Annotated in this window: 19 protein-coding genes; 12 read left to right on the top strand and 7 right to left on the bottom strand. The window is 65.3% G+C overall.

The window, feature by feature from the left end:
* Positions 1–17 precede the first annotated feature (17 nt).
* Positions 18–2,360 (bottom strand): patatin-like protein, encoded by a 2,343-nt coding sequence (locus tag MKI88_RS09505; protein ID WP_241631105.1) that lies wholly within the window; start codon positions 2,358–2,360, stop codon positions 18–20.
* A 95-nt stretch (positions 2,361–2,455) separates the two neighbouring features.
* On the opposite strand from MKI88_RS09505, the gene MKI88_RS09500 reads away from it, so the two are divergent.
* The gene (locus tag MKI88_RS09500; protein ID WP_241631104.1) at positions 2,456–2,602 is read left to right on the top strand and encodes a hypothetical protein; all 147 of its coding nucleotides are present in this window, start codon (positions 2,456–2,458) and stop codon (positions 2,600–2,602) included.
* A gap of 53 nt (positions 2,603–2,655) precedes the next feature.
* Here the strand turns inward: MKI88_RS09500 and MKI88_RS09495 are convergent, their stop codons facing one another.
* Entirely contained in the window at positions 2,656–3,351 is a 696-nt protein-coding gene (locus MKI88_RS09495) for an endonuclease/exonuclease/phosphatase family protein (RefSeq protein ID WP_241631103.1), read from the bottom strand.
* A gap of 81 nt (positions 3,352–3,432) precedes the next feature.
* Here MKI88_RS09495 and radA point away from each other — a divergent pair, with 81 nt between their 5' ends.
* The 5 genes from radA to MKI88_RS09470 are packed head-to-tail and all read left to right on the top strand — an operon-like array spanning position 3,433 to position 7,902.
* On the top strand, positions 3,433–4,806 hold the full coding sequence (gene radA, locus MKI88_RS09490) for a DNA repair protein RadA (protein WP_241631102.1): 1,374 nt from the start codon (positions 3,433–3,435) through the stop codon (positions 4,804–4,806).
* A gap of 9 nt (positions 4,807–4,815) precedes the next feature.
* Positions 4,816–5,364, top strand: a complete 549-nt coding sequence (locus tag MKI88_RS09485) for a CvpA family protein (protein ID WP_241631101.1) — start codon at positions 4,816–4,818, stop codon at positions 5,362–5,364.
* Positions 5,361–5,795 (top strand): iron-sulfur cluster assembly scaffold protein, encoded by a 435-nt coding sequence (locus MKI88_RS09480; protein WP_241631100.1) that lies wholly within the window; start codon positions 5,361–5,363, stop codon positions 5,793–5,795. Before MKI88_RS09485 ends, MKI88_RS09480 begins: the two co-directional genes overlap by 4 nt.
* Positions 5,792–7,573 carry a cation:proton antiporter gene (locus MKI88_RS09475; RefSeq protein ID WP_241631099.1) on the top strand — a complete coding sequence of 594 codons (1,782 nt, stop codon included), beginning with the start codon at positions 5,792–5,794 and terminating at the stop codon, positions 7,571–7,573. Before MKI88_RS09480 ends, MKI88_RS09475 begins: the two co-directional genes overlap by 4 nt.
* A complete protein-coding gene (locus tag MKI88_RS09470) occupies positions 7,573–7,902 on the top strand; it encodes a DUF423 domain-containing protein (protein WP_241631098.1) in 330 nt (109 codons plus the stop codon). Before MKI88_RS09475 ends, MKI88_RS09470 begins: the two co-directional genes overlap by 1 nt.
* A gap of 1 nt (position 7,903) precedes the next feature.
* Here MKI88_RS09470 and aroB read toward each other — a convergent pair whose 3' ends face one another.
* Both aroB and MKI88_RS09460 read right to left on the bottom strand, forming a co-directional pair.
* Entirely contained in the window at positions 7,904–9,001 is a 1,098-nt protein-coding gene (gene aroB / locus MKI88_RS09465) for a 3-dehydroquinate synthase (protein ID WP_241631097.1), read from the bottom strand.
* Positions 8,998–9,552: a shikimate kinase gene (locus tag MKI88_RS09460; RefSeq protein WP_241631096.1), complete on the bottom strand. Its 555-nt coding sequence runs from the start codon at positions 9,550–9,552 to the stop codon at positions 8,998–9,000. The genes aroB and MKI88_RS09460 overlap by 4 nt, the downstream gene beginning before the upstream one ends.
* A 98-nt stretch (positions 9,553–9,650) precedes the next feature.
* Here MKI88_RS09460 and MKI88_RS09455 point away from each other — a divergent pair, with 98 nt between their 5' ends.
* The 5 genes from MKI88_RS09455 (at position 9,651) to MKI88_RS09435 (ending at position 14,985) form a co-directional block, all read left to right on the top strand.
* Positions 9,651–9,788 (top strand): hypothetical protein, encoded by a 138-nt coding sequence (locus MKI88_RS09455; protein WP_241631095.1) that lies wholly within the window; start codon positions 9,651–9,653, stop codon positions 9,786–9,788.
* On the top strand, positions 9,769–11,565 hold the full coding sequence (locus tag MKI88_RS09450) for a hypothetical protein (protein ID WP_241631094.1): 1,797 nt from the start codon (positions 9,769–9,771) through the stop codon (positions 11,563–11,565). Before MKI88_RS09455 ends, MKI88_RS09450 begins: the two co-directional genes overlap by 20 nt.
* A 2-nt stretch (positions 11,566–11,567) precedes the next feature.
* On the top strand, positions 11,568–12,491 hold the full coding sequence (locus tag MKI88_RS09445; RefSeq protein ID WP_281063729.1) for a tyrosine recombinase: 924 nt from the start codon (positions 11,568–11,570) through the stop codon (positions 12,489–12,491).
* A gap of 11 nt (positions 12,492–12,502) precedes the next feature.
* Entirely contained in the window at positions 12,503–13,450 is a 948-nt protein-coding gene (locus tag MKI88_RS09440) for an acetyl-CoA carboxylase carboxyltransferase subunit alpha (protein ID WP_241631093.1), read from the top strand.
* Positions 13,451–13,527: 77 nt separating this feature from the next.
* Positions 13,528–14,985: a M48 family metalloprotease gene (locus MKI88_RS09435; RefSeq protein ID WP_407073327.1), complete on the top strand. Its 1,458-nt coding sequence runs from the start codon at positions 13,528–13,530 to the stop codon at positions 14,983–14,985.
* 78 nt (positions 14,986–15,063) lie between these two features.
* Here MKI88_RS09435 and MKI88_RS09430 read toward each other — a convergent pair whose 3' ends face one another.
* Positions 15,064–15,231 (bottom strand): Flp family type IVb pilin, encoded by a 168-nt coding sequence (locus MKI88_RS09430; protein WP_241631092.1) that lies wholly within the window; start codon positions 15,229–15,231, stop codon positions 15,064–15,066.
* A 140-nt stretch (positions 15,232–15,371) separates the two neighbouring features.
* Positions 15,372–15,554 carry a Flp family type IVb pilin gene (locus MKI88_RS09425; protein ID WP_241631091.1) on the bottom strand — a complete coding sequence of 61 codons (183 nt, stop codon included), beginning with the start codon at positions 15,552–15,554 and terminating at the stop codon, positions 15,372–15,374.
* Between the two features lie 82 nt (positions 15,555–15,636).
* Between MKI88_RS09425 and MKI88_RS09420 the strand changes: the two genes are divergently transcribed.
* A complete protein-coding gene (locus MKI88_RS09420; RefSeq protein WP_241631090.1) occupies positions 15,637–16,035 on the top strand; it encodes a (deoxy)nucleoside triphosphate pyrophosphohydrolase in 399 nt (132 codons plus the stop codon).
* A 3-nt stretch (positions 16,036–16,038) separates the two neighbouring features.
* On the opposite strand, the gene MKI88_RS09415 is transcribed toward MKI88_RS09420, so the two are convergent.
* Positions 16,039–16,896 (bottom strand): methyltransferase domain-containing protein, encoded by an 858-nt coding sequence (locus tag MKI88_RS09415; protein ID WP_241631089.1) that lies wholly within the window; start codon positions 16,894–16,896, stop codon positions 16,039–16,041.
* Positions 16,897–16,926 lie beyond the last annotated feature (30 nt).

Below are 16,926 nucleotides of genomic sequence, written 5' to 3'. Positions count from 1 at the left end.
GTTGCGCGACTACAACACTAAGCCGTTTGGGCGGCATTTGCCAAGGGATCGACCCCGATCTCCCGCCGCAGATCCCGAAAGAGTTCTGGAATAGCCGTAAGGCGCGGTTCTTCTTCGTCGAGGATCGCGGCGAAGGCCGCCTGCTTGATAGCGCTGACCGCGCCCGCCCCGAGTGTCTTGCCGACGGGAAGGCTGGAAATGAGAATGTCGATCAGCCGGTCTGCGCCGTGCAGGCGTCCCCAGAGATAGTCATTCTCGCGATATGCGCGGCTGAAAAAGGCGCCGAAGCTGTTGAACTGGATGCCCTTGAGCGTCGCTTCAGCACCGCCCGAACGGATGGTGGTGGCATCGTCGGGTGAAATCCGGTCGACCTTCACCGGATCGAACTCGTCGAGCCCCTCGCCCTGGAGCAGCGGCAGCGTGGCGATGTCGTAATAGGGAAAGCCCAGATAGGTGAGCAACATTACGCGGCGTTCGGCCTTGGGCAATTCGGCCAGCGCTTCGGCGATGCGCTCGTCGGTCATCTGGTCGATCACGCGCAGGTTACGTGCGGCGGCCAGCGCGTCGATCGCCGCCTGCGGATCTTCGGATGTAGCGGTTGCCGCCTCGCGCACCGCGAGCCCATAAAAATCAAGAATTTCGCGATCGAGATAGAGGGCAAGGCACTCATATGTGACCTTGCTCATCGCATCGAGCGCAGCGAGCGGCGCATCCACAGCCTCGGACAATTCCGACAGGCGTCGCGCCAGGAAACGCAGGCGACGGATGCGAAAGCCCAGATCGTGTGCCCGAAAGAAATCAATCACCGGTTCGGTCGCGCCGTTACGGCGCCCCGTGACGCGATCAAGGCCGCCAGCACGCGCCGCGTTCCAGATCGCACGTCGCGCCTCCTCGCGCGCGTGGCTGTCGCTGCGCGCCGAAAGCGCGAAGAGCATCGCTGCGACCTCTTCGATCACGCCCGACAGCTTGAGATGACCATAAGCGGGATAGGCGTGTCCCGCCGAGCGCGCCGCCTTGTCCTGCGCCCTGGCGCGCCAGGTGGCCAGCCGGGCGGCGGTGGGGCGATCGAGAAAAAGCGTGATGCCGAACAGCGATTCGATCGATTCCTCGACCTCTGGCCTCAGCGCTTCGACGATCGTGCGCATCCGCCGGATGCGCGACGAACGGTTCTCGATGGCTTCGAGATTGTCGCGGATGGGCTGGGTGCGCGGCAGATCGGACAGCGCGCCGAAGATCGTCCCGAAGAAGCCGGGCAGCGAGGCTTCGCCATTGGCGGAGCGACCGATCTGGATACTGCGTATGCCCGGCTTTGGATCGATATAGACGAAGCGGCGATCGACTTCGCGCCGTGCCGGGCGGTTCCTGAGCGCACCGATCGCTGGTGCGAACGGGGCGTTGGCGAGCACAGAACCGTCGATGAGCGCGGTGCTTTCGACGACGCCCGCGGCGCTCTGGCGGGGCAGGGCGCGCGCGAGGAAGGCGTCACGGCCTGGCCAGGCGTGCTTGCGCGCGTCGAGCACCGCGTCGAGTTCGCCGACCGTGAATGGCGGGAAGGCGCCCGGAAAGCTGGCGGTAGCGCGTGCCGCGAAAGCGAGTTCCGCGACGTCGCCGATGCCGGGCACGCCCTGCGCGCGCGTCGAGAAGCCGATGACGAGCCGGTGTTCGGTCTCGACGACCTCGGCGGGGCTGTTGAGCCTGAGCCGCTCGGGATGGCCGTGGAAATCGGTGACGGTGACGAACAGGTCGAGCGGCTGGCCGTCGGGCAGCAGGGCGGGGCCGGTCTCGCTCCGGCCCATCGCCTCGAAAGCATCGAGCAGAAGGTTGGTGAAGCCTTCGCCGCCGAACGGAGGCTCGAACCAGCGCGCACGGATGAAGCTGGATAGCTTGGCGCGCACCTCCTCGCGCGTCGAAGGCTCGACGGTCCGCTCGACAGTTGTGCTCTTGCCCGCCGCGACCCAGACCAAGGGCTGCGCCCAGAATTTGGAGAAGCGCGATAGCGGCCGGGCATCGGGATCGAGCAGCCGGTCGACGTCGGCGCAATCGAGCCAGAGATCGGTCAGCGGATCGAGCGACTGCCCCGTCGCGATCGCCTGCGCGAGGAAGATCCCGTTGATCCCGCCCGCCGATGCGCCGGCTATGATGTCGGCCAGCACACGCATCCGGGTTCCGGTTTCGACTTCGATCGTCTGCAGCATCTGGTGGTAGACGCCCTGGCTTCCCGAGGCCGGGGTGTCACCGTCGTGGAAATGCCGGCTGGCCCGCACGAGCCGCCAGATTTCCTTCGTGATTCCATGCATATAGACGGCAAGGCTTATGCCGCCATAACAGACCAGCGCCAGCCGCAGTTCCTTTTCCCGCATGGTGCAAGACTGGCAGCGGGGATCGGGATTGTCGAGCGTCCAGCAATATCTTCGGCCAATGGGGTGACGGCCTGCTGATCGCGACCGACAAATCGGTGACAGACACGTCGCCCGACGGGCGCGGCATGGTGATACTGACGACCTATGGCTTGTCCGATGCGGCATTCGACGAGATCGAAGCGCGCTGGAAACGCTGGTGGGATGCGCATTTCCTGGAATCGTCCGAACCCGCGTGCAGCTGAGCCGAACCAGATTCGCAGCAGGACGTTGAGCGGCCAGAAGCAGCAGGCCGCAATCAGGCGCGCCTGAGCCGCGCCCAGACGGGCAGGTGGTCCGATGCGTGTCGCGCTGCCGCGCTGAGGTGGGTGCCAGCCTCGGCGATCCGGAACTGGTCCGAGACCATGATCCGGTCGAGCGTCGCGATCGGGCGGCGCGCGTGGAAGCTCTTGCCGCAATGCGCGAAGCTGAAATGGTGCGCGAAATCATGGAGGCAGCCGTTCATGCGGCTCCATTCGTTGAGATCGCCCATCAGCACGGTCGGCAGTTTCCGGTCGCACGCTTCGACATGCGCGATCACGGCATGCGCCTGTCGCCGGCGCCACAGCCCGGAGAGGTCGAGGTGCATGCCGACGACCCGGAGCGCGTGGCCGTCGAGCCGGACCTCCGCCATCACCGCGCCGCGCGGCTCGAGTGAGGGCAGGTGGATGATCTCGCGGTGGAGTATCTCCGCGCGTTTGCGCACGAGGATCGCATTGCCGTGCCAGCCCATGCTGTGCATCCGCACGTCAAAGGGCACCGCCTTATAGTCGCTATGCTCGTCGAGCATGTGGGGCGAGATGACGCCCGCGCGCGCGCCGAAACGGCGATCCGCCTCCTGCAGGGCGACGATGTCCGCATCAACCTCGCGGAGGACTTCGAGCGTGCGCTCGGGGCGGCGGCGACGATCGGCACCAATGGCTTTGCGGATATTGTAGCTGGCCACGACCGTCATCGGCTCTCCGCGTTCGATGTTTGATTGTCTCTAACGCGTTATGGTGTGGCTTCTCTCCGTGGCAATGCTAATTGTCGCGCCATGGCGAAACCCTTGAAGCGTTATGTGTGCCAGGCCTGCGGCTCGGTGGCGTCCAAATGGCAGGGCCAGTGCGCCGATTGCGGCGAATGGAACACGCTGGTCGAGGAGGCGGGCGTGGTCGTGACGCCTTTTGCCGCGAAACATAATCTGCAGTCGGGTGGACGCGCCTTCGAACTCGTCGGGCTCAACGCCGATGTGAAGCTGCCAGATCGCGCCGCGACCGGCATCAAGGAACTCGATCGCGCGCTTGGCGGCGGCTTTGTCGAGGGATCGGCAACGCTGATTGGCGGTGATCCGGGGATCGGAAAGTCGACGCTGCTGCTGCAGGCTGCGGCGAGGCTGGCCGAGCGCGGCGTGCGCGTGGCCTATGTCTCGGGCGAAGAGGCGGCCGACCAGGTGCGCCTGCGCGCGCGGCGGCTGGGGCTGGGACAGGCTCCCGTTCAGCTCGCCGCGGCGACATCGGTGCGCGATATTCTGACGACGCTGGGGCAGGGGACGCCGCCCGCACTGCTTGTCATCGATTCGATCCAGACGATGCACAGCGACCTGATCGAGGGTGCGCCCGGGACGGTGAGCCAGGTTCGCGCGTCCGCTCAGGAACTGATCCGTTTCGCCAAGGAGCGCGGTACCGCGCTGGTGCTCGTCGGCCATGTCACCAAGGACGGGTCGATCGCGGGACCGCGCGTGCTCGAGCACATGGTCGATACCGTGCTCAGCTTCGAGGGCGAGCGCAGCCATCAATATCGTATCCTGCGCGCGATCAAGAACCGCTTCGGGGGCACCGACGAGATTGGCGTGTTCGCCATGCAGCAGGAGGGATTGACAGAAATATCAAATCCTTCCGCGCTGTTTCTGACTCACCGTGACGAAACGGTGACGGGTTCGACGGTATTTCCCGCGCTGGAGGGAACGCGGCCGGTGCTGGTCGAGATCCAGGCGCTGACGGTGCGGCTGGCGAGCGGCGCGACACCGCGGCGTGCAGTGGTCGGCTGGGATTCGGGCCGGCTGGCGATGATCCTTGCGGTGCTGGAGGCGCGCTGCGGGCTGAGCTTTTCGACCTGCGAGGTCTATCTGAATGTGGCGGGCGGCTATCGCCTGTCGGACCCCGCCGCCGATCTGGCGGTGGCCGCAGCGCTGGTTTCAGCGCTCAGCGAACGGCCCGTTGCCGCCGACGCGGTCGCCTTTGGCGAAGTTTCGCTCTCTGGCGAAATCCGTCCGGTCGCGCACGGCGCGCTGCGCCTGAAGGAATCGGCGAAGCTGGGCTTTAATCGCGCGCTCGTGCCGGCATCGGTGAGCGCGGAAAAAGGGGGGCTTTCGATTTCGGGATTCCGCACGCTGCGTCAATTCGTTGACCATATGCTCAGCCGCGATTAGCGGGACCTGATGTCTGCCTTCACCGCGCTCGATATTGTCGTCCTCCTGCTCGTCGGCGGCGCTGCGATTCTTGGTTTCCTGAGGGGCTTCACGACCGAAGTTCTTTCGCTGCTTGCGTGGGTTGCCGCGATCTTCGCGCTCAAGTTCCTCCACAGCCCGGCCACTGCGCTGCTGAGCGGCTGGGTTGGGACCGAGGGCGGCGCAACCGTGCTTGCCTTCGCGCTCGTCTTCGGCGTTACCTTCCTGATCGGGCGCCTGGCCGCGCGCGCGATCGGGCGGCGGACGCGCCAGTCCGTGCTCGGTGGTTTCGACCGGCTGCTCGGCGTGGGTTTCGGGGCGCTCAAGGGCCTCATCATCGCGACTGTGCTCTATCTGGCGGCCTCGCTGGTCTACGACGTCGTCTATGGCGCGCGCGCGGAACGACCCGAATGGATGCGCGAATCGCGGACATGGCCGCTGCTTCACGCCTCGGGGCGCGCGCTTGTCGATTTCGTCGAATATCAGCGTGGCGCCGATGAGGCTGACCAGAGCGCCGAAAGCGCTATAAGCGGAGAATGAACGCGCCGCTCTACAACAGCACGATCCTGCGGCTCGCCGCATCGATCCCCCATCACAGGCGGCTCCAGCATCCGCAAGCCAGCGTCGAGAAGCGCTCCCCCGTATGTGGCAGTCGCGTCACCATCGACGTCACGCTCGACGATGAGGGAAGGGTGGCGGAGATCGGGCAGGAGGTCCGCGCCTGTGCGCTCGGGCAGGCCTCGGCATCGCTGATGGCTGCCGAAGCTATCGGTCGCGACGCGAGCGAGCTCGCAGCGGCGCGCGACGCGCTCGCCGCCTTCCTTGCGGGTGAGCGCCCCGATCCCGGCGATTGGCCGGGGCTAGACATCTTCGTGCCCGCGCTGCCGCACAAGGCGCGCCACGCCTCCATCAGGCTGGCGTTCGAGGCGGTCGCCGAGGCTGCGCGCCTGGCAGGGGAGAAGGCACGATGACCGAAGAGGCTGAGGGCGCGCGGCTCTTGCTGACCGAAGGCGTCGTGCTGCTCGGCGCGGCGCTCGCGTCGGTCATGCTCTTCCGCCGGCTCGGGCTGGGCGCGGTGCTCGGCTATCTGGTGGCGGGCGTTGTCATCGGGCCCCATGCGCTCGGGCTGGTGGGGGGTGGCGAGTCCAAGCTCGATATTGCCGAGATCGGCATCGTGCTCCTGCTCTTCCTCGTCGGGCTCGAACTCAATCTGGCGCGGCTCTGGCGGCTCAAGCGCGAGATATTCGGGCTGGGGCTGGCGCAGGTCGTGCTGTGCGGCATCGCGATAGTGGCGCTGATCCATTTCGCGACGGGTTTCACGCTGGGCGCGGCGATCGCGTTGGGGCTGCCGCTCGCGCTGTCATCGACCGCACAGGTGCTGCCCTCGCTCAAATCCTCGGGCCGAATCAATACCGCATTCGGGGAGCGTGCCTTTTCGATCCTGCTGTTCCAGGACTTGGCGATCATTCCGATGATCACGATAATTGCGGCGCTTTCGCGCGCGCCCGCCGATCCGAACATGCCGCCCGGCTGGCTGCTGGCGGTCTATACTGTGGGCGCCATCGCCGGACTTGTGCTCGCAGGGCGCTTCATCCTGAACCCGCTGCTCAGGCTCGCGGGCCGGATGGGCGAGCGCGAATTGTTCGTCGTCGTCGGCCTGTTCACCGTATTCGCGAGCGCTGCGCTGATGGAAGTGTTGCACCTCTCGACGGCGCTCGGCGCGTTCATCGCCGGCGTGATGCTCGCCGATTCGCCTTATCGGCATGAGATTGAGGCCGATGTGGAGCCATTTCGTTCGATCCTGCTCGGGCTGTTCTTCCTCGCGGTCGGGCTTGTGCTCGACGTGCCCGCGGTGCTCTCGAATCCGCTGTTCGTGATCGGCATGGCGGCTGCGCTGGTGGTGCTCAAGACCGGAGTGATCTTCGCAATCGCGCGCGCCTTCGGGTTCGAGGCGCGGCAGGCGTTCAGCCTTGGCTTGCTGCTGAGCCAGGGCGGTGAGTTCGGTTTCGTGCTCTTCGCGCAGGCGCAGGATGCATTGCTGATCGAGCCCGAGGCCGCGAGCCTGTTCAGCGCGGTGGTGACGCTTTCGATGGCGACCACGCCGTTCCTGCTCGCCATCGCCCGGCGCTATGAGCGCGATAAGGATCCGGAGAGCATTGAGGAACTGGAAGGCCCCGAGGAGGCCGAACAGGCACGCGCATTGGTGATCGGTTATGGGCGGTTCGGGCAGACGGTGGCGCAGATGCTGATGGCACGCGGAGTCTCGGTCACGCTCATCGATCGCAAGCCAAGCCAGATCGAGCTTTCGAGCACTTTTGGCCTCAAGGTCTATTATGGCGACGGGCGCCGGATAGACCTGCTGCGCCGCGCGGGTGCGGAGCGGGCACAGCTCATCATCTTCTGCATTGACGACCGTACGCTCGACGCATCGCACGCGCGACCGATCGTTCAGGCATTCCCGCACGCACGCTTCCTGATGCGCGCCTATGATCGCCGCCAGCTGATTGAATATTCCAAGGTCAATGTCGCGGGCGCGGTGCGTGAGGTGTACGAATCGGCGGTGATGATGGGCTGTCACGCGCTCGAGGAACTCGGCGTTCCCGCGGCCGAGATTGCCGAGGTCGAACGCGAATATCGCCGCCGCGACATGGCACGCATGGAAAAGCAGGCCGAAGCCGGCGACCTTTATGCGGCCAAGGAGATGATGTTCCGGCCCGGAAGTCCAATGAATCGCGGGGAGTGCGGCTGATGTTGATTGTTCTGATCGGCCTGTCAGGCGCTCTGGCGGTAGCGGCCGGAGCTTTCGCGGCGCATGGCGCATCATCGGAGGCGGCCGAATGGTTGAAAACGGGCGCCTTTTACCAGCTGATCCACACGGTCGCCGCGCTCGCAACCGCGGAGCATGCCGGCGGCAAGGGTGTTGCTACGCTGTTTCTCGTCGGGGGTGCAATCTTTGCGCTGACGCTCTATGCCATGGCATTCGGCGCACCGCGCTGGCTGGGTGCGGTTACGCCGATCGGGGGTAGTTTGATGATCCTCGGCTGGCTGTGGCTCGCCTGGCTCGCCTTTCGGGGGTGAGTTAGCGCTCCTCGCCGTCGAGAAAGGCCGCGACCTCAGCGAGCCCGACCGACTTGTCGACGAAGGACTGACCGATCCCGCGCGTAAGGATGAAGGGAAGCGTGCCGCCCGTCATCTTCTTGTCGTGGAGCATGTGCCGGACGAGTGCCTCGCCGTTCGCGGTGACGCCAGCCGCCCTGAGCCCGTCGGGCAGTCCCGCTGCGTTCAGATGCGCTGCGGCACGGGCGGCGTCCTGCGCGGTGCACAGCCCGCGCGCCGCGGAGAAGCGGAAGGCCAGCGCCATCCCCGCCGCAACCGCTTCGCCATGGAGGAGCTGGTCCGAAAAGCCCTTGTCGGCCTCCAGGGCATGTCCGAAGGTGTGGCCGAGATTGAGCAGTGCGCGCAAATCCGCGGTCTCACGCTCATCGGCGGCGACGATCCTGGCCTTGGCGGCAACGCTTTTCGCGATGGCGTGCGTACGCGCGGCCATGTCGCCGGCAAGCAATGCAGCGCCATTGGCTTCACACCATTCGAAGAAGGCGAAATCGTCGATCAGCCCGTATTTGACGACCTCGGCATAGCCCGCGCGCTGCTCGCGCGGCGGCAGCGTGTCGAGCACGCTGGGGTCGATCAGCACGAAGCCGGGCTGATGGAACGCACCAATGAGGTTCTTGCCGGCCTTTGAATTGATTGCGGTCTTGCCGCCCACCGAGCTGTCGACCTGCGCGAGCAGGGTCGTGGGGATCTGGACGAATCCGCAGCCGCGTTTGAGGATCGCTGCGGCAAAACCAACCAGGTCGCCGATCACCCCGCCGCCAAGCGCGATGATATGGTCGCCGCGCTCGACCTCGACTTCGAGCAGCTGGTCGGTCAGCGCCTCGAGTTGCTCCCAGCTCTTGGTGCCTTCGCCGGGCGCGAGCGTGATGACGTGCTGCTCGATGCCTGCAAGGGCCGTCCGGAGGCGAGGTAGTTGCGTAGCCGCGACGTTGGCATCGGTGACGATGATCGCCCGGTCACGCTTTATCCACGGCGCAAGCAGCGCGCCTGCGCGATCGAGCGCGCCATTTTCGATATGGACGTCATAGCTGCGCGAACCGAGCGCAACGGGCACGATGATCACTGGATGAGGGCCCTTTCGCGCAAGGCTTGGAGGATGCGATCGACGGTGATGTCGTGTGGCGAAGGCTGGCTGCGCACATGGATGGGCGCGAGCGCGTAGATCGGATTTCGGACCGCCGCGAGTTCGGCCAGCACGGTTTCGGGATCCTTGTTGCGCAGCAGCGGGCGCGTGTCGCGCCGCCCAACGCGCTGGGCGAGCACGGGAATGTCGGCGTCGAGCCAGATCGCGAGCGCGCGTTCGAGGATCAGCGCGCGCGTCTCCTCCTGCATGAATGCGCCGCCGCCGGTCGCAATAACCTTGGGCGAGCCGTCGATCAGCCGGGCGATGACGCGGCGTTCTCCGTCGCGAAAATGTCCCTCGCCATAGCGCTCGAAAATCTCGCTGATGGTGAGGTCTGCCGCGACCTCGATCTCGTGGTCGGCATCGACGAAGGGGATGTCGAGGCGGGTTGCGAGCCGTTTCCCCACGGTCGACTTGCCAACGCCCATCAGCCCGACAAGGACGATCGGCGGCAACGGGTCGATAAGAATGCTTACGGGCTCGGCATGCATGGCGGCGGGGCTATACACAAGCGATGGCGATGGGGCAAAAGCGCACGAAATATCGCTACGCTCTTGCCGCCTCGACCTTGCCACAGCATAGGAAAGCCATGTCGCGTCTCATCCGGAACCTGATCATCCTGCTCGTCATCATTGGTGGCGCGCTTTATTTCCTCTCCACGCTCGCCAGCGAAAAACCGCAGACGCGCGTCGAAAAGCCGGTCGCGAATGAGATTCTGGGACAATAAGGTTTCGCGCATCGCGCTCGCGCTGGCGGGCGCCGGACTGCTCGCGGCGATTCCCGCAATCGGTCAGGAAGCGCCCGAATCGCTGTTGCCCGAGGGCTTCGGCGATCCGGTAACCGCGCCGCCGCCGGCTCCGCCCCCGGGCCAGCGCCCCGCCGAACCTGCGCGGCCTTCCGAAGCCGTGGCCGTGCCCGAATCTCCGCTCGTCCCCGCCGAAGAAGGTGCGGAAGACGAGGAGGAGCAGGAAGAGGCCCTGACGCACTTCAATCTGCCTTCTGCGCCGCTCCGCCCGATCGACAGCGTCGGGCCGTTGCATGAGGGCGATGGCGGGCTGGGCAATGGCGCATTTGGCGCGTCGGATGGTGCCATTCTTTCGCAAGTGATGCGTCGGCTCGACGCGCCGCTGCCCTCGCGCTGGGCTTCGATTTTGCTGCGCCGCGCGCTGCTGTCCAACGTGCCCACGCCGAGAGGCGTTTCCGCGCCCGACTGGATCGCCGAGCGCGCCTGGCTGTTGCTCAGAATGGGCGAAGCCGATTCGGCGCGACTGCTCGTTCAGAGCGTCGACGTCAGCCAATATTCGCCCAAGCTGTTCCAGGTCGCGATGCAGACTTCGCTTGCGCTCGGCGATCCGGCGGGGCTTTGCCCGCTGGCGGAGCCGGCATCGGCCGCGAGCCGCGAGACCAGCTGGATATTGGCGCGTGCCATGTGTGCCGCACTTTCGGGCGAACCGGGGACCGCCAGCGCCGCAATCGACGAGGCTCGTCGCACACGACTTGGCGGAACGCGATCGATCGACCTGCTGCTCGCTGAAAAGGTCGTGGGTGCAGGCGTCGATGGTCGGCGCTCGGTAACCATCGAATGGGACGGCGTCGAGCAGTTGACCGCGTGGCGTTACGGCCTCGCGACCGCGACCAATGTGGAGATTCCCGCGCGCCTGTTCCGGACGGCTGGGCCGCAGGTGGCCGGCTGGCGCGCGCGCGCATCGATGCTTCCCGACAGCGAGCGGATTGCGACAGGTCGCCGCGCTGCCGTGCTTGGCGTTCTGTCGGGCGCAGCATTGGTCGACCTTTACGGTGCGGTGCTCGACCGGATGGATCCCGCCGACACTGCGGGAACCCCGCCGCTTGCGCTGCGGGAGGCCTATGCAGGCGAAGATCTCGATGCACGGCTTGGTGCAATGCGCGACATCTGGGGTGAAAGCGACGACGCAGCCGAGCGCTACGCCAATCTGATCCTTACAGCGCGTGCAGCGGCGCGCGTGCCGGTCGATCCCGACTATGTGGCCGATACGCCGAGCCTGATCGGCGCGATGTTCACGGCGGGCTTCGACAATGGTGCAACGCGCTGGTCGCGTGCGGTCGAGGATGCCGAACAGGGCGACGCCTGGGCGCTTCTCGCAGTCGGGTCGCCGCGGCCGCTGGTCACGGTGAACGCATCGCGTGCAGAGAGCTATGCCGGCAGCGTGGATTCGCTGAAGGGGCAGTTCCTGGTTGCGGCGCTTGCCGGCCTTGACCGGTTGAGTCTCGAGGAGGCTTCGGGGCTTGCCGGCGAACTCGAATTCGACCTGACGCGCGGTGGCAAGTGGGCGAGCCTGCTGGATCGCGCGGTCGAGGCGCGTCAGCCGGGTACGGTGGTCCTGCTGGCTGCGCTCGGGATGCAGACGGTGGATTGGCGCTATGTTCCGCCCGCGCACCTTTATCGCATCGTCTCGGCACTGCGCAGGGTCGGGCTGGAGCCCGAGGCGCGGATGATCGCGGCGGAAGCGCTGACGCGGGTATAGTCGTGGCTGCCGGGCAGGATTCGGCGCTGATCGATCGCTTTCTGGAGATGCTTGCTGCCGAGGCTGGCGCTGCACGAAATACGCTGACGGCCTATGCGACGGACCTGCGCGGTGCTTCTGGATTTCTCCACGGCCGATTGGGGGATGCCGACGCCGCCGCGCTGGAGCGACTGGCCGAAAGCTGGATGCAACTCGCGCGGTCGACAGCGGCGCGCAAGGCCGCGGCGCTCAGGCGGTTCTACGGCTTTCTGGCCGATGAAGGGCTGCGCGGCGATGATCCGTCGGGAGCGTTGCCGCGGCCCTCAACGCAGCGATCGCTTCCCAGGATACTGACTCATGGCGATGTGGAGCGGATATTCGACGAGATCGCGGCGGCTTTGGCGCGCGCGAATCCGGTCCCGCTCGACTATCGCCTGGCGGCGCTGATCGAACTGCTCTACGGCTCCGGACTTCGCGCTACCGAACTCGTATCGCTGCCGCGCAAGGCGATCTCGCCGGACCGGCCCTTTCTCATACTGCGCGGCAAGGGCGAGCGCGAGCGGCTTGTGCCGATCTCGGATCGTGCGCGGCGTGCCGTCGCTGAGTGGGCTGCGTTCGTGCCCGTCGATTCGCCGTGGCTGTTCCCATCGGGCAAATCGCATCTGAGCCGCATTCGGCTTTATCAGATCATTCGCGCGCTTGGCGCGCGTGCCGGTATCCCACCCGAACGGATCAGCCCGCACGTGTTGCGGCACGCCTTTGCCACGCATCTGCTTGAGGGTGGTGCTGACCTGCGCGCACTTCAGGCGATGCTGGGTCATGCCGATATCGCAACCACGCAAATCTATACGCATGTCGACAGCAAACGCCTTGTCGAGCTTGTGAACAGCCGCCATCCGCTTGCCGACATAAAGCCACGCGTTGACGACAGCGAGACACGCGCTTAACCCGCGTGCCGATGGTTAGCTTTCTCGACTTTGAAAAACCGATCGCCGAACTCGAATCGCGCATTGCCGATCTGCGGGAAACCGCGCAGAGCGGAACCGTCGATATCGAAGGCGATGTCGCGCGGCTTCAGGCAAAGGCCGATAAGCTCCTCCACGAAACATACGCAAAGCTGACGCCCTGGCAGAAGACGCAGGTGGCGCGTCATCCCGAGCGACCGCATTTCAAGCATTATATTGCGGGGCTTTTTCCCGATTTCATGCCGCTCGCGGGCGATCGCGCCTTTGCCGACGATCAGGCGATCATCGGTGGTCTGGGGCGGCTCGACGGCCGGCGCGTCATGGTGATCGGCCATGAGAAGGGCGACGATACCGCCAGCAGGCTCAGGCACAATTTCGGCATGGGCAAGCCGGAGGGCTACCGCAAGGCGATCCGCCTGATGGAGCTCGCGGACCGTTTCGGCATTCCCGTCGTCACGCTGGTCGACACATCGGGCGCTTTTCCCGGCGTGCAGGCCGAGGAACGCGGGCAGGCCGAAGCAATCGCGCGGTCGACCGAAAAATGCCTCGAACTCGGCGTGCCGATGGTCGCCGCTGTCGTGGGCGAGGGGGGGTCGGGTGGAGCCGTCGCACTGGCCGCGGCCAATCGCGTACTGATGTTCGAACATGCCGTCTATGCAGTGATCTCTCCGGAGGGTTGCGCCTCGATCCTCTGGCGGACTGCGGAGAAGGCGAGCGACGCTGCGGACGCCATGCGCGTGACCGCCGCCGATCTCCACCGGCTGGGCGTGATCGACCGTATCGTCCCCGAGCCCATCGGTGGTGCACACCGTGATCCGTCGGCGGCGATCGCTGCGCTGGGAAGCGCCATCGGTCAGGAACTCGACTCACTGCGCCCCCTGTCGCGTGATGAGGTGCGCCGCGCGCGTCGCGAGAAATTTCTCGCTATCGGCGCCATCTGACGCAACAAGTTACGGAACCGTCCCGATTCCAGACCGTTGAATCACGAAAACTAGGAGCCGTGGCTCGAGGAGGTTTCGTGAAGACGAGGGTATTTCAGGCGGCGGCGCTTGTGGTCTGCGCGGGTCTCGCATTGCCGGGCGAGGCACAGCAGGCGCAATCGATTTCCGCGCGCGACAAGCAGCAGGGGGCGCAGGCCCATCCGCAACTGCTCCAGGAATTCGGCGGCGCCTATTCGGGCAACCAGGTCGCCTACGTGACGCGCGTCGGGCAAAAGATCGCGGTGCAGTCTGGGCTTTCGAACAGCCAGAGCGACTTTACGATCACGCTGCTCAATTCGCCCGTGAACAACGCTTTCGCAATCCCCGGCGGCTATGTCTATGTGACGCGCCAGCTGATGGGGTTGATGAACGACGAGGCCGAGCTTGCTTCGGTGCTGGGCCATGAGGTCGGCCATGTCGCCGCGCGGCATTCGGCAAAGCGGCAGAGCGCGGCACAGCGCAACTCTATCCTCGGTGTGCTGGGGCAGGTGCTTGTCGGCGCGGTCGCGGGCAATTCGGGACTCGGCCAGCTACTCCAGCAAGGCGTGGGGCAGGCCGCGCAACTCGCGACGCTGAGCTTCTCGCGCAGCCAGGAATATCAGGCCGACGACCTTGGCATCCAGTATCTGGCGCGCGCGGGCTATGATTCCACGGCGTCTTCGACGATGCTCGCCTCGCTTGCCGCCCAGACCGCGCTCGAAGCGCGCCAGCGCGGCGGGGCGGCGCGCACGCTGCCTGAATGGGCAAGCACCCACCCCGATCCCGCGAGTCGCGTGACCCGCGCGCTCAATCAGGCGCGCAAGACGACTGCTGCGGGAGGGGTGCGCAATCGCGACGCGTTCCTGACCGCGCTCAACGGCGTGCTCTATGACGACGATCCGAAGCAGGGGATCATCGAGGGCAACAGTTTTCGGCATCCCGACCTGAAGCTGATGTTCACCGTGCCGCAGGGCTATTCCATGGCGAATGGCACAACCGCGGTCTCGGTCTCCGGCTCCAATGGACAGGCGCAATTCACGGGTGCGCAGTTTAACGGCAATCTGGAATCCTATATCGATTCGGCATTTCGTGCGGTTGGCGGCCAAAATGGCAATGTCCGCTATGGCGAAATCCAGCGGACCCAGGTCAACGGACTGGATGCCGCCTATGCGATCGCGCAGGCCAACACGCAATCGGGGCAGGTGGCGGTGACGGTGTTCGCTTATCAGTTCGATGCGCGCACGGCGTATCACTTCGTCGCGATCACACCCGTGAACAACGCCCGCGTGTTCGAGCCGATGTATCGCAGCGTGCGACGCTTGAACGCTTCGGAGGTGGCTGCGGTCAAGCCGCGCCGGGTGCAGGTGGTGACGGTTCAGGCGGGGCAGACGCCGCAGACCTTCGCCGCACGGATGGCCTATCCGGATTACCAGCTCGAGCGCTTCCTGGTGCTCAATGCGCTTCAGGCCAACGCGCAGCTCAGCGCGGGCCAGCGGGTCAAGATCGTCACATACTGAAAGGACAACGCAAAACGGGCGGAGACATCGTCCCCGCCCGTCAGCATTCCAATCGTCGTCGTAACGACGTAGTCGGAATTACGAGGTCTTCATCTTGTCAGCGGCGTTGTTCATCGTGGTGCTGATCTGAGTGCCGAGCACCTGGAACGCCGAAACGCCAGCAACCGCGATGAGAGCGGCGATCAGGCCGTATTCGATGGCAGTCGCGGCCTTGCTGTCGCGGAGCATCTTCTTGAAGAATTTCATAACCGGTCTCCTTGGTTCCAACTTCACTTTCCCGGTCGACCCGGAATTTACTGGATCGACACTGCCGGTTTACGTTGTGAAACTTGCCAAAGCGTAAACGGACAGAATAATTATTCGCGCCACGTCAATGGCGCGCAAAATCACATTACGGAATTGGAGACGTCGGCAACAAACTGCCACATCTCGCTGGTACGCGCAGTCAATGCGTTGAGCGCGCCGATCATCGCGATCACGATGAGTGACGCAATAAGGCTGTATTCGACCGCCGTGGCCGCCCCGCTATCCGCGGTTAGACTGGCGAATTTCTCCAGAATTCGCTTCATCTTGATATTCCTGTTCCCTGGAATTCCGGGTTATGCGGGTTGAGGCGTTAACAAATTGCTAGTTTCCAAAAAGGGCACCTCCATGAATATCCTGTTTGTAACCGCCGCCGCGCTCGTCGATCGCGACGGCAGGGTGCTCGTCCAGCAGCGCAGCCACCATCGTTCCATGGCGGGCTTGTGGGAATTTCCCGGAGGAAAGGTGGAGCCCGGTGAAACCCCCGAACATGCGTTGATCCGCGAATTGCGTGAGGAACTGGGGATAGAGACCGAGGCGGCGTGTCTTGCGCCTGCAGGCTTTGCGAGCGAGGCGCTCGGCGAGCGCCACCTCGTCCTGTTGCTCTATGTCTGTCGCAAGTGGCGAGGCATTCCCGCCGCGCTCGATTCGGACGGGATCAAATGGGTACGGCCGCTGGAACTCCATGCGCTTGACATGCCGCCGGCCGACAAGCCGCTGATCGGATTGCTCGAAGCGCTCGTCTGACCCCTAGCGCCTGGGCTTGAGCGCCGTAGCGAGCGAGGTGGTCGCGCTGCCGCGCCGCGCGGGCCTTGGCTGATCGGCGGAAGGGGCCCAGCCGGTCAGGCATATTATCTCGAACCGCTCGGCAACCTTGCCATCCGGGTCGGCATGCGTCGCGAAAGCCTCCGCCGCCGCTGCGAGCCAGCCTCGCGTGATGGGCGCACGTTCGCCGCGCAGTACATTGGTCGCGCCCATGCCCCTCACATCGGACAGAAGACTGAACAGATCGCGATAGCGCACCGTGAGCCGTGCAGTATCCGCAACCGGCAGCGCAAAACCGGCACGTGAGAGCAGGTCGCCTGCCGAGCGCACGTCGATCTGGGGATGGATCCGTGCATGAAGCGAATCGCCCACTGCCATGTCGGCGGTGAGCATCGCCGCCTTGAGCGCGGACAGGCTGCCGCTGCCCGCAAATGCGCCGAGATAGAGTCCGTCAGGCTTCAGCGCGCGGCGGGCAAGCGTGAGTGCGCCCGGAACGTCATTGATGCTCTCCAGCCCGCCGGCCTGCACGACAAGGTCGAAGCTGCCGTCGGCGAAGGGCAGGCGATCCTCGTCGCATTGCACGCCGCCGGTGCGTCGCGCGAAGACGCCGCCCGCGTCGGCCGAAACCACCGCGATACCGCGCGCCTTCAACGCATCTCCAAGCGCACCGTCGCTTGCCCCGAGATCGAGCGCCCGATTGAAGTTGCGCTTTACGCTGTCGAGCCGATCCAGAATCTCCTCGATCATGTGCGCGCGCAGGAAATCATGCGCGGCAAAGCCGTGGGCTGCGCGATCACGGCGCAGACGGCGTAGCGCGCGGTCGAAGATTTCGGGTGGCTGCACGCGGCGGCTTGTGCATCGCCGCGACGCGTT

The organism is Sphingomonas sp. LaA6.9 (assembly GCF_022601895.1).
Classification (GTDB): domain Bacteria; phylum Pseudomonadota; class Alphaproteobacteria; order Sphingomonadales; family Sphingomonadaceae; genus Sphingobium_A.
Note: the sequence above shows the minus strand (reverse complement) of the source record. Positions and strands in the feature narration are given on the sequence as shown.

Excerpts from the sequence above, each read along its gene's own strand:
- MKI88_RS09495 (WP_241631103.1), bottom strand. The coding sequence starts at position 3,351 with ATGACGGTCGTGGCCAGCTACAATATCCGCAAAGCCATTGGTGCCGAT.
- MKI88_RS09470 (WP_241631098.1), top strand. The coding sequence starts at position 7,573 with ATGTTGATTGTTCTGATCGGCCTGTCAGGCGCTCTGGCGGTAGCGGCC.
- MKI88_RS09460 (WP_241631096.1), bottom strand. The coding sequence starts at position 9,552 with ATGCATGCCGAGCCCGTAAGCATTCTTATCGACCCGTTGCCGCCGATC.
- MKI88_RS09480 (WP_241631100.1), top strand. The coding sequence starts at position 5,361 with ATGAACGCGCCGCTCTACAACAGCACGATCCTGCGGCTCGCCGCATCG.
- MKI88_RS09505 (WP_241631105.1), bottom strand. The coding sequence starts at position 2,360 with ATGCGGGAAAAGGAACTGCGGCTGGCGCTGGTCTGTTATGGCGGCATA.
- MKI88_RS09455 (WP_241631095.1), top strand. The coding sequence starts at position 9,651 with ATGTCGCGTCTCATCCGGAACCTGATCATCCTGCTCGTCATCATTGGT.
- MKI88_RS09475 (WP_241631099.1), top strand. The coding sequence starts at position 5,792 with ATGACCGAAGAGGCTGAGGGCGCGCGGCTCTTGCTGACCGAAGGCGTC.
- MKI88_RS09440 (WP_241631093.1), top strand. The coding sequence starts at position 12,503 with ATGGTTAGCTTTCTCGACTTTGAAAAACCGATCGCCGAACTCGAATCG.
- MKI88_RS09425 (WP_241631091.1), bottom strand. The coding sequence starts at position 15,554 with ATGAAGCGAATTCTGGAGAAATTCGCCAGTCTAACCGCGGATAGCGGG.
- radA (WP_241631102.1), top strand. The coding sequence starts at position 3,433 with ATGGCGAAACCCTTGAAGCGTTATGTGTGCCAGGCCTGCGGCTCGGTG.
- MKI88_RS09485 (WP_241631101.1), top strand. The coding sequence starts at position 4,816 with ATGTCTGCCTTCACCGCGCTCGATATTGTCGTCCTCCTGCTCGTCGGC.
- MKI88_RS09450 (WP_241631094.1), top strand. The coding sequence starts at position 9,769 with ATGAGATTCTGGGACAATAAGGTTTCGCGCATCGCGCTCGCGCTGGCG.
- MKI88_RS09420 (WP_241631090.1), top strand. The coding sequence starts at position 15,637 with ATGAATATCCTGTTTGTAACCGCCGCCGCGCTCGTCGATCGCGACGGC.
- MKI88_RS09430 (WP_241631092.1), bottom strand. The coding sequence starts at position 15,231 with ATGAAATTCTTCAAGAAGATGCTCCGCGACAGCAAGGCCGCGACTGCC.